This is a genomic window from Nocardia sp. NPDC058497 (assembly GCF_042720195.1).
GTDB lineage: Bacteria > Actinomycetota > Actinomycetes > Mycobacteriales > Mycobacteriaceae > Nocardia.
Genome location: NZ_JBHXMY010000157.1, coordinates 1 through 11,346, shown reverse-complemented (window position 1 = coordinate 11,346; position 11,346 = coordinate 1). Strand labels below are relative to the sequence as shown.

The 11,346-nt window shown below is 69.0% G+C and carries 8 protein-coding genes and 1 pseudogene; 3 read left to right on the top strand and 6 right to left on the bottom strand.

Annotation, left to right across the window (positions count from 1 at the left end):
* Positions 1 to 143: 143 nt before the first annotated feature.
* From ACFWPJ_RS13415 to ACFWPJ_RS13395, 5 genes are all read right to left on the bottom strand, one after another.
* Positions 144 to 689, bottom strand: a complete 546-nt coding sequence (locus ACFWPJ_RS13415) for a DoxX family protein (RefSeq protein WP_378850645.1) — start codon at positions 687 to 689, stop codon at positions 144 to 146.
* Between the two features lie 188 nt (positions 690 to 877).
* Positions 878 to 1,291 carry a hypothetical protein gene (locus ACFWPJ_RS13410; RefSeq protein WP_378850642.1) on the bottom strand — a complete coding sequence of 138 codons (414 nt, stop codon included), beginning with the start codon at positions 1,289 to 1,291 and terminating at the stop codon, positions 878 to 880.
* 64 nt (positions 1,292 to 1,355) lie between these two features.
* Positions 1,356 to 2,717, bottom strand: a complete 1,362-nt coding sequence (locus tag ACFWPJ_RS13405) for an NCS2 family permease (protein ID WP_378850639.1) — start codon at positions 2,715 to 2,717, stop codon at positions 1,356 to 1,358.
* Positions 2,718 to 2,775: 58 nt separating this feature from the next.
* Positions 2,776 to 5,346, bottom strand: coding sequence for an alpha-glucan family phosphorylase (gene glgP, locus ACFWPJ_RS13400; protein ID WP_378850636.1), 2,571 nt, complete (start codon positions 5,344 to 5,346; stop codon positions 2,776 to 2,778).
* A 157-nt stretch (positions 5,347 to 5,503) separates the two neighbouring features.
* Positions 5,504 to 5,935 carry a VOC family protein gene (locus tag ACFWPJ_RS13395; RefSeq protein WP_378850634.1) on the bottom strand — a complete coding sequence of 144 codons (432 nt, stop codon included), beginning with the start codon at positions 5,933 to 5,935 and terminating at the stop codon, positions 5,504 to 5,506.
* Between the two features lie 79 nt (positions 5,936 to 6,014).
* Here ACFWPJ_RS13395 and ACFWPJ_RS13390 point away from each other — a divergent pair, with 79 nt between their 5' ends.
* The 3 genes from ACFWPJ_RS13390 (at position 6,015) to glgB (ending at position 10,962) form a co-directional block, all read left to right on the top strand.
* A complete protein-coding gene (locus ACFWPJ_RS13390) occupies positions 6,015 to 6,596 on the top strand; it encodes a TetR/AcrR family transcriptional regulator (protein WP_378850631.1) in 582 nt (193 codons plus the stop codon).
* Positions 6,597 to 6,804: 208 nt separating this feature from the next.
* Positions 6,805 to 8,805: a maltotransferase domain-containing protein gene (locus tag ACFWPJ_RS13385; protein ID WP_378850628.1), complete on the top strand. Its 2,001-nt coding sequence runs from the start codon at positions 6,805 to 6,807 to the stop codon at positions 8,803 to 8,805.
* Positions 8,806 to 10,962, top strand: a complete 2,157-nt coding sequence (gene glgB / locus ACFWPJ_RS13380) for a 1,4-alpha-glucan branching protein GlgB (RefSeq protein ID WP_378850625.1) — start codon at positions 8,806 to 8,808, stop codon at positions 10,960 to 10,962. It abuts the gene before it with no gap.
* On the opposite strand, the pseudogene ACFWPJ_RS13375 reads toward glgB, so the two are convergent.
* Positions 10,959 to 11,246 (bottom strand): annotated as a pseudogene (locus ACFWPJ_RS13375) (nitroreductase/quinone reductase family protein); the annotation flags it as partial. The gene glgB and the pseudogene ACFWPJ_RS13375 sit on opposite strands and share 4 nt — an antisense overlap.
* Between the last annotated feature and the right edge of the window lie 100 nt (positions 11,247 to 11,346).

Here is an 11,346-nt window from a genome sequence, read left to right as displayed (position 1 = left end):
GAGGCGGTTAACCCCCCGCCGCGACAGGTGGGGGTCCCGCGTGGAACCGCGGGCATCCGGCCGATGACGAAATGACCACGGCCGGGAACGAAAGACGCGGCGCGGCAACCGGATTCCGGTTACCGCGCCGCTGTCGTGTCAGCTCAGAGCGCTGCTTTGAGGATCAGGGTCAGCACCGCGGCGGCCACGGCGACGCCAATGGCCGCGGCACCCCACACCACACCCTGGCGCGCCCACGGGCGTCCGGCATCGAGCGAGAAACGGCCCGGACCGGTGAACGCCAGCGCGGCCGCGGCGATCGCGTAGACCAGCGGGCTGGAGAAGCCGGTCACCGACGGATCCTCCGGGAACAGGCCGCCGCTCCACAGCACGTTGATCGCATTGATCATCGTGCCGACGACGATCGCGGCCCCGAGCGGGGTGAAGAGCCCGAAGACCAGCAGCAGGCCGCCGACCAGTTCGCTGAGCCCGGCCAGTGTTCCGAAGACCACGCCCGGGTTGTAGCCCATTGCCTCGAAGCCGTCGGTGGTGGCCTGCCAGCCCATGCCGTTGAACCAGCCGAACAACTTCTGGGTGCCGTAGGCGGCCATCAGGCCGCCGAAGCCGACGCGGAGCACCAGCAGGCCGATGCCGAGCGCATTGACCTCGTCGGTAGTAGTGGGAGTGGTGCGGGTAGCGGTGTCGGTCATCGTTTCCTCATCTGCGATTCGATCCATGCCCGCAATCGGACCGTGGTCCGATTGCCTCTTCCGGTCACAACCCTGGGTCCCGGACCAACTATTTCACGCCGCCCCCACCAATTCTGTGACCCTGGTCACAAAATGCCGAAAAGGCCGCCCCCGCGCGGGGACGACCTTTCCAGATGAAAGAACTCAGCTCACCACGCCATGGTCGCGTAGCTGACCAGCGTGCTCTCCGACTCCTGCGACAGCTTCCAGGTGCCGTCGATGTCCTTCCAGGTCACCGGGATCGGGAAGGCGTAGTCGCCGAGGCGGCTGTTCAGGGTGGCCGACAGGGTGTCGCCGTCCACAGTCACCGGACCCGAGACGTTCCAGCTGTAACCGGGGATGCGGTTGACGGTGTCGCGAACCACGATCATGCCGGCCCCGTTGCCCGACTCGAGCTCGGCCGAGGAGCCGTTCATGGCGGCCTGCAGCTTGCCCTGCAGCTGACCGACCGACGGCGTCGCCGGGGCGGCGATCGCGGCGGGAGCGGTGGCGACGACGGCAGCGGTGACCGGCGCGAAGATGGTGGCAACCGCCATCGACGCGGCAACGAGCGAGCGCTTCATAGGTAACTCTCCTTCAAGCTTGGCTAGGCTAGCCTAAGTATAGGCATACCTATGGTGCGAACGCCTACTCGACGAGGAAGAAGAAGTACCCAAGGAAAAGCACCATCAACCCCCACATGGCCGGATGCACTTCCTTGTACCGGCCCCGGGCCACCATCACCACCGGGTAGAAGATCATGCCCATCGCCAATCCGTTGGCGATCGAATAGGTCAGCGGCATCATGATCACGGTGAGGAACGCGGGCACCGAGTATTCGAGGTGCTGCCAGTCGATATCGCCAAGCGCGCGCGCCATCAGCACGCCGACCACGATCAGCGCGGGCGCGGTGACCTCGGCCGATCCGGCGATCACCGAGAACACCGGATAGCAGAACATCGCGATCAGGAACCAGCCCGCCGTCGTCACCGCCGTGAGACCGGTCCGGCCGCCGGCCGACACACCCGCGGTCGATTCCACATAGGCCGTGGTGGTCGAGGTGCCGATGATCGCGCCCGCCGTGGTGCCGACCGAGTCGGCGGCCAGCGCACTCGCCGCGCGCGGCAGCGTGCCGTCCTTGTTCAGCAGACCCGCCTGGTTCGCGACACCGATCAGCGTGCCCGAGGCGTCGAAGAAGTCGACGAACAGCATGGTGAGCACGACGACGATCATCTGCGCGGTGAAGGCGTCGGGCAGGTGGATGATCGCCTGGCCGAAGGTCTGATCCAGGCCCTTGGGCAGCTCGGCGATGCCGTCCGGCACGCCGACCAGCCCGGTCACCATGCCCAGGATCGTGGTCGCGACGATGCCGTAGAGCACCGCGGCGTGCCAGCCGATCACCAGGAAGATCACCGTGACCACCAGGCCGAACAGCGCGAGCAGGGTGGTGCCCTTGGTGAAATCACCCAGGGCGACCAGCGTCGCGTCACTGTTGACGACGATGCCCGCGTTCTTCAGACCGAGAAACGCGACGAACAACCCGATACCTGCGCCGACCGCGAACTTCATCTGCAACGGGATCGCGTTGAGGATCCGCTCGCGGACCTTGGTGACCGCGAGAATGAAGAAGATGATGCCCGAGAGCAACGTGCCCGACAGTGCCACCTGCCACGGGATGCCCATGCTGAGCACCACCGTGTAGGCGAAGAACGCGTTGAGGCCCATGCCCGGCGCGAGCGCGATCGGGTACTTCGCCCAGATGCCCATGACGAGCGTGCCGAAGACCGCGGCCACCGCCGTCGCGGTGAACACCGCCTGCATCGGGATGCCCTTGTCGCCCAGTGCGCCCTCGTCACCGAGGATCGACGGATTCACCGCCAGCACATACGACATCGCCAGGAACGTGACCGTGCCCGCCATCGCCTCGCGCTTGAAGGTGGACCCGCTCGACGTGACACCGAAGTATCTGTCGAGGCGCCCTCGGGCACGGGTTGCGACATCGCTGGCCATGACACTCCAGTCCGCGTTTCTCGAGAAGAATGACCCAGGAACGGTAGCCGAGTCCAGGTCACGCCCCTGCGACGGCCACCAGCCCCAGCTCGGCATCCGAGGCGAGCAGCGCGTTGCGCGGCAGCACCCGCACGGTGTAGCCGACCGCGCCGGACAGCGGCACCGGGGACTGCACGGAATACAGAAGGGTGCCGTCGTCGGTGCCGGTGTGCGTCATCTCGATGACGGTGGTGTCGGACAGGTCGTCGGCCGGCGACACCCGCCCGAGCACGGCCTGCACCACGACATCCGAGGGCGCGAGCCCGCCGAGTTCGACGCGCGCGTGCAGCGACAGTTCCGCGCCGATCACCGGGGTGTCGGGCAGTCCGGAGCTGTCGACCTGCACCACCCGCACCGACGGCCAGGCCGCGTCGACCCGCTTGCGGTACTCGGCGACCTGCGTGGCGCCGGCGAACTTGTCGGCGGCGGCCCGGCCGAACGCCGCGGCGGCGGGACCGTAGTACTGCTCGGCGTAGTCGCGCACCATGCGCGAGGCCAGCACCTGCGGGCTGGTGGTCTGCAGGGTGTGGCGCACCATCTCGGTCCAGCGGACCGGGACACCGGCGGCGTCGCGATCGTAGAAACGGGGCGCGACCGTGCGCTCGACGAGTTCGTACAGTGCCGAGGCCTCGAGATCGTCGCGACGGTGCTCGTCGCGGACGCCGTCGGCGGTGGGGATGCCCCAGCCGTTCTCGCCGTCGTACATCTCGTCCCACCAGCCGTCGCGGATGGACAGGTTGAGCCCACCGTTGAGCGCGGACTTCATGCCGGAGGTACCGCACGCCTCGAGCGGGCGCAGCGGATTGTTCAGCCACACATCGCAACCCCAGTACAGGTAGCGGGCCATCGACATGTCGTAGTCGGGCAGGAAGACGATGCGGTGCCGCACCGCGGGGTCGTCGGCGAAGCGCACGACCTGCTGGATCAGCGCCTTGCCGCCGTCGTCGGCGGGGTGACTCTTGCCCGCCACCACCAGCTGCACGGGTCGCTCGGGATCGAGCAGCAGCGCGCGCAGCCGTTCGGGGTCACGCAGCATCAGCGTGAGGCGCTTGTAGGTGGGCACGCGGCGGGCGAAGCCGACGGTGAGCACATTCGGGTCGAAGACGTCGTCGATCCAGCCCAGCTCGGCATCGGCCGCGCCGCGCTGATGCCAGGAGGCGCGCAGCCTGCGGCGCACCTCGTCGATCAGCACGCCGCGCAAGGTGTTTCGCGTCGACCACAGCTGCCCGAGGTCGACATCGCTGAGCTTCTCCCAGCCCCGCGCCTCCTCGACCAGTTCGGGTCCGACGAGCTCGCGGGCCTTGTCGATCCATTCCCGCGCCGCCCAGGTCGGCGCGTGCACGCCGTTGGTGACCGAGCCGATCGGCACCTCGGACGCGTCGAATCCCGGCCACAGCCCGGCGAACATCTCCCGGCTGACCTCGCCGTGCAGCTTCGAGACGCCGTTGGCGCGCTGGGCCATCCGCAGACCCATGTGCGCCATGTTGAACACCGACGGATCGGACTCCCGCCCGAAGGCGAGGATCCGGTCGATGGAAAGCCCTGGCAGCAAAGCGGATTCGGATTCGCCATGCGCGCCACCGAAGTAGCGGCGCACCAGCGGCATCGGGAACCGGTCGATGCCCGCGGGCACCGGGGTGTGCGTGGTGAAGACGGTGCCCGCGCGCACCGCGGCCAGCGCGGTGTCGAAATCCAGTCCGTCCGCGATGAATTCGCGGATCCGCTCGACCCCGAGGAAACCGGCGTGGCCCTCGTTCATATGGAAGACATCGGGATCGGGCAGGCCGTTGGCGCGGGTGTAGGCGCGCACCGCGCGGACACCGCCGATACCCGCCAGGATCTCCTGCTTGATCCGATGATCCTGGTCGCCGCCGTAGAGCCGGTCGGTGACCGCGCGCAACTCCGGATCGTTCTCGGCGATATCGGAATCGAGCAGCAGCAACGGAATCCGGCCGACCTGGGCGATCCACACCCTGGCCCGCAGCACCCTGCCCTCCGGCATGCCGACATGGATCAGCACCGGCGACCCGTCGCTGGTGAGCAACCGCAACGGCAGACCCTGCGGATCCAGCGCCGGATAGTGCTCCATCTGCCAGCCATCGGCCGACAGCGACTGCCGGAAATACCCGGAGCGATACAGCAACCCGACGCCGATCAGCGGCAGCCCCAGATCCGAAGCGGCCTTGAGGTGATCACCGGCGAGGATGCCCAGACCACCGGAATAGTTCGGCAGCACCTCGGTGACGCCGAACTCCATCGAGAAATAGGCGATCCCGGCCACGTCGGTTCCGGTCTGCTCCTGGAACCAGCGCGGCCGGGTCAGGTAATCCCGCAAACCGGCTGCCGCCGCGTCGACACGGGCGATGTAGGCGGGATCGGCCGCGAGCTCGTCGAGCCGCTCGGCCGGCACCTCCCCCAGCATCCGCACCGGGTCCTGGCCGACGACACGCCACAGCTCCGGGTCGAGTTCGGCGAACAGATCCTGCGTGGGGCCGTGCCACGACCACCGCAGGTTCGTCGACAACTCACCCAGCGCGGCGAGCCGCTCCGGCAGATGGGCACGGACAGTGAACCGACGAAGTGCCTTCACCCGCCACACAGTACCGGGACCAGCCCATAGAGGCGCACCCACACAAGGCCGAAACCCACTGATCACGCGGGAACATGGGTAACTCCCCACTCACCTCCGAGCCCACGCCCACCCAACGCGAGCCCGACTACCAACAGTCGAGCTACCGGGAGACCCGCTAAGTACGCGGAGAGGCGGAAAAGGCCGCGAATTCCGGGCTCGGGGGGACCTCGGTGATGACGTCGATCAGGACGCCGGAGGGGTCGGTGACGATGAAGTGGCGTTGGCCGAAGTCTTCGGTGCGGAGTTCGAGTTCGGCCTTCAGGCCGCCGGCTACCACGAGGCGTTCCCATTCTGTGTCGACGTTGTCGACCTCGAAGTTCAGGACGATGCCCTGGACCGGTTTGCCGTAGCCGGCGGGGATGGTCGGGTGGGTGGGGTCGAGGAGGGCCAGCTCGTAGGCGGGTTCGCCGTCGCCGCCGGGGCGGCGCAGGCTGACGTACCAGTCGGCTTCGAAGGTGATCTCGAAGCCGAACCAGCGCGTGTAGAAGTCGCGCGATTCCGCGATCTGGGTGGTGGCGAGGACCGGGTAGAAGCTGCTCAGTGCCATGACGTTTCCCTTTCACATACCGTCGGTATGTATCGTAGACTAGTTCACATACCGGCGGTAGGTCAATAGGAGGACGGCGATGACGCGGACACAGCAGCGGGAGGAGACGCGGCGGGTTCTGCTGGCGCAGAGCAGGCGACTGTTTGCCGTGAAAGGCTATGCGGCCGTTGGCTTGTCGGAGATCGTGGCGGCGTCCGGGGTCACCAAAGGCGCGCTGTACCACCACTTCGACAGCAAGGCCGACCTGTTCAAGGCAGTGCTCACACAGGTGCAGGAGGAGGTCGGTGCGCAGGTGGCCGCCGCCGCGGACGCCGAGCCTGACCCGTGGACGCAGCTGACCACCGGCTGCGCCGCCTTCCTGCGGGCCTGCGCCGACCCCCTGGTCCAGCGGATCATGCTGATCGACGGTCCCGCTGTGCTCGGCTGGCACGAATGGCGCGCCATGGACGAGGCCAATTCGGAGCGCCACCTGCACGAAGCGCTGGCGGCACTGGTCGACGCCGAGATCCTGCCGCCGCAACCGGTCGCCCCGCTGACCCAGCTCCTCTCCGGCGCGATGAACGAGGCTGCCCTGTGGCTGGCCACCAGCACGGACCCCGGCGCGCTCCCCGACACCCTCGCCGCGCTCGACCGGCTCCTCGCGGGCTTGCGCGCCGCCTGACCGCCGGGAAATCGTCCTCGACGCCGCCTATACACCGGCAGCGTCCTGGCCGCCGATGGGGCAGGCGCGTGGCTGCGCCGCGCCGCAATCCGACAGCGTGTGGAGCGCGTCCTGGCCGCGATTCTGGTGGCGCCCGGCCGCCGAACCCACGCACACGGGGCCCGCGTCCCGCAACCCCCGACCGCCGCACATGCAGTAGGTTTGTGCGGTGACCGGCCGGATTGCCATCGATGACATCGCCCCGTCGATACCCGGCGGGCGCCCGGCCAAGGCCGCGGTGGGCGAGGTGTTTCCCGTCCGCGTCGTCGTATGGCGCGAAGGCCACGACGCCGTGGCCGCGACGCTGGCGGTCCGCGCGCCCGGCTCGTCGCGCATCACCCGCATCCGGATGACGCCCGACTACGAACCGGACGTCTTCAACGCGATCTTCACCCCGAACACCCCCGGCACCTGGACCTTCCGCGTCGAGGGCTGGAGCGACCCGATCGCGACCTGGCGTTCGGCCGTCGAGGCCAAGCTCGCGGTCGGCCAGTCCGCCGCCGACCTGGCCAACGACCTCGAGATCGGCGCCACCCTCTTCGAGCAGGCAGCCCAGCTGGTCCCGAAGAAGCAGTTCGAACGATTGCGGGCCGCCGCCACCGCCCTGCGCGGCGACGAGCAGCTCCCCGCCCGGGTCGCGCCCGCGTTCTCCGAGGAGGTCGCCGAGATCCTGCGCGCGACCCCGCTGCGCGAGATGGTCACCCGTGGCGCCCAGCACTCGGTGCTGGTGGAGCGCCGCCGCGCACTGGTCGGGTCGTGGTACGAGTTCTTCCCGCGCTCGACCGGCGGCTGGGACGCCGACGGCAACCCCGTGCACGGCACCCTCGCGACGGCCACGCGTGAACTCGCCCGCATCGCGGGCATGGGCTTCGACGTGGTCTACCTGCCGCCGATTCATCCGGTCGGCGAGATCAATCGCAAGGGCCGCAACAACACCCTCACCACCGAACCTGGCGATGTCGGTTCGCCGTGGGCCATCGGCTCGGCCGAGGGCGGCCACGACGCGATCCACCCCGCGCTCGGCACCGAGGCCGATTTCGTCACATTCGTCTCCACCGCAACAGATCTCGGCTTGGACGTCGCGCTCGACCTCGCCTTGCAGTGCGCGCCCGACCACCCGTGGGTGCAGGCACACCCGGAGTGGTTCACCACCCTGCCCGACGGCACCATCGCCTTCGCCGAGAACCCGCCGAAGAAGTACCAAGACATCTACCCGGTCAACTTCGACAACGACCCCGACGGCCTCTACGCCGAGGTGCTGCGGGTGGTCCGGCACTGGATCGCCTTGGGCGTCACCATCTTCCGCGTCGACAACCCGCACACCAAGCCCGCCGACTTCTGGGAGTGGCTGATCGCGCAGGTGCGCCGCACCGATCCCGACGTGATCTTCCTGTCCGAGGCGTTCACCCGCCCGGCCCGGCTCTACGGTCTGGCGCGCCGCGGCTTCAGCCAGTCCTACACGTATTTCACCTGGCGCGTGTACAAGTGGGAGCTCACCGAATTCGGCAACGAGCTGGCCGCCAAGGCCGACGAGGCCAGGCCGAACCTGTTCGTGAACACCCCCGACATCCTGCATGAGAGCCTGCAGCACGGCGGGCCGGGCATGTTCGCCGTCCGCGCCGTCCTCGCCGCGACCCTGTCCCCCACCTGGGGCGTGTATTCCGGCTACGAGCTGTTCGAGCACGAGGCGGTGCGCCCAGGCAGCGAGGAATACCTCGATTCGGAGAAGTACGAGCTGCGGCCCCGCGATTTCGCCGGCGCGCTGGCCCGCGGCGAGTCGCTGGAACCGTGGCTGACCCGGCTCAACGAGATCCGCCGCGCCCACCCCGCGCTACAGCAGTTGCGCTGCATCCACTTCCACTCGATCGACAACGACGCGCTGCTGGCGTACTCCAAGTTCGATCCGATCTCCGGTGACGCGGTGCTGGTGATCGTGAACCTGAACCCGTACGGCGCCGAACAGGGCCACATCTCGCTGGACCTGCCCGCGATCGGCCGCGAATGGCACGACCACCCGGTGGTGTTCGACGAGGTCAGCGGCGAGGAATACCACTGGGGCCAAACCAATTTCGTGCGCCTGGACCCAGCCCGCGCCCCCGCCCACATCCTCGCGTTGCCCGCCGTCCCCGCCGCCGCCCGAGCACCGCTGGCCTATCGCAGGACGTTGTAGATGAAACGCCGCGATCTGATGCTGCTGGCGGCGGGCACCCATCCCGACCCGCACACCGTCCTCGGCGCGCACCCGCACGCCGACGGCACCGCGGTCCGGGTGCTGCGCCCGCACGCCGAGACGGTGACCGTGCTGATCGGCGCCACCGAACATCCACTGAAGTCGCTGGGGCACGGCGTCTTCGCCGCGGTCCTGCCGTATCCGCGGATCGACGACTACCGCGTGCGCACCGAATACCCCGGCGGCCAGACGGTGGTCGCCGCCGATGGCTACCGCTTCCTGCCCACCGTCGGCGAGTTCGATCTGCACCTGATCGGCGAGGGCCGCCACACCCGGCTGTGGGAGGTGCTGGGCGCGCATCCACGGCACTACACCACCCTCGACGGCGATGTCGACGGCACCTCGTTCGCGGTGTGGGCGCCGAATGCCCGCGGCGTCACCGTCTTCGGCGATTTCGACCACTGGAACGGCAGCTCGGCGCCGATGCGCGCACTCGGCACCTCCGGGGTGTGGGAGGTGTTCGTGCCCGGCGTCGCGCCCGGCACGCGCTACAAGTACCGGGTGCACGGCGCCGACGGCCGCGTCGTCGATCATGCCGACCCGCTGGCCTTTTCGACCGAGGTGCCGCCGGCGACGGCGTCGGTGGTCAGCCGCGCCGATCACGTGTGGACCGACAGCGCGTGGCTGGACCGCCGCGCGCGCACCGACGCCACCCACTCCCCCATGAGCGTCTACGAGGTGCACCTCGGGTCGTGGCGTCCCGGCCTCGGCTACCGCGAGCTGGCGCACCAGCTCGCCGACTACGTCCGCACGACCGGCTTCACCCATGTCGAACTGCTGCCGGTCGCCGAGCATCCGTTCGGCGGCTCGTGGGGCTACCAGGTCACCTCCTACTACGCGCCCACCTCCCGCTTCGGCAGCCCCGACGACTTCCGCTACTTCGTCGACCACCTGCACAACGCGGGCATCGGCGTGCTGCTGGACTGGGTGCCCGCGCACTTCCCGCGCGACGAATGGGCGCTGGCCCGCTTCGACGGCACCCCGCTCTACGAACACCCCGACCCGCGCCGCGGCGAGCAACTCGACTGGGGCACCTACGTTTTCGACTTCGGCCGCAACGAGGTCCGCAACTTCCTGGTCGCCAACGCCGCGTTCTGGATCGAGGAGTTCCACATCGACGGCCTGCGCGTCGACGCGGTCGCCTCCATGCTCTACCTGGATTACTCGCGTCCCGAGGGCGGCTGGGAGCCGAATATCTACGGCGGCAGAGAGAACCTCGAGGCCGTCGACTTCCTGCAGGAACTCAACGACACCGTGCACCGCGCCTACCCGGGCGTGGTCACTGTCGCGGAGGAGTCGACCACCTGGCCCGGCGTCACCCGCGGCACCGATGTCGGCGGCCTCGGTTTCACCATGAAGTGGAACATGGGCTGGATGCACGACACCCTCGGCTACCTGGGCCGCGACCCGATCCACCGGTCCTGGCACCACAACGAGATGACGTTCTCGCTGGTCTACGCGTGGAGCGAGAACTACCTGCTGCCGATCAGCCACGACGAGGTCGTGCACGGCAAGGGCACGCTGTGGACGCGGATGCCCGGCGACGACTTCGCCAAGGCGAGCGGCGTACGCGCCCTGCTCGCCTACATGTGGTCACACCCCGGCAAGCAGCTGCTGTTCATGGGCCAGGAGTTCGGCCAGTTCCGCGAATGGGACAACGACCGCGGCCTGGACTGGCACGAACTGGAAAACCCGCTGCACCAGGGCATTTCGACAATGGTCGCCGACCTCAACCGCACCTACACCGCACACCCGGCGCTCTGGAGCCAGGACACCACCCCCGGCGGGCACTCCTGGATCGAGGCCGACGACAGCGCGGCCAATGTCTTCGCGTTCCTGCGCTGGGGATCCGACGGCAGCGCTGTCGCCTGCGTGTTCAACTTCTCCGGCTCGACCAGGGAGGACTACCGGATCGGCCTGCCGCACACCGGTTCCTGGCGCGAGGTCTTCAATACCGACGCCCAGGAATACGGCGGCTCCGGCGTCGGCAATCTCGGTGTGGTCGCCGCCGACGACACCGCATGGCACGGCCGCCCCGCCTCGGCGACCGTCACCCTGGCCCCGACCAGCGCGGTCTGGCTGGCCGCCGAGCGCTAGCCGGTCAGGTCGACCCGGATGGTCAGCAGGTCGGTACCGACCGCGCGCACCGCGGCGCTGTTGTAGCGCGGGAGCGCCCGCAGCCGGGCACGCGGATCGTCGTCGTGCACCAGGTGGGCGATGCCGCTGTGCCAGCGCCCGTGCAGCCGCACCCGCACCCGGTTGTCGGCCATGATGTTGCGCACGTACTGCGAACGCTCACCGAACTCGGGGTACATCCCGAACAGGTCTCCCGGGCCGGGCCCCCCCCGAGGGGGGGGGCGCGGGGGGCCCCCCACCCACCCACCACGACTCCACCAACCCCACCCACCCCCCCCCCCACCACACCCCCTCCCGGACCCCCCCCCCACACCCCCCCCCCCCCCCCCCCCCCCCCCCCCCCCC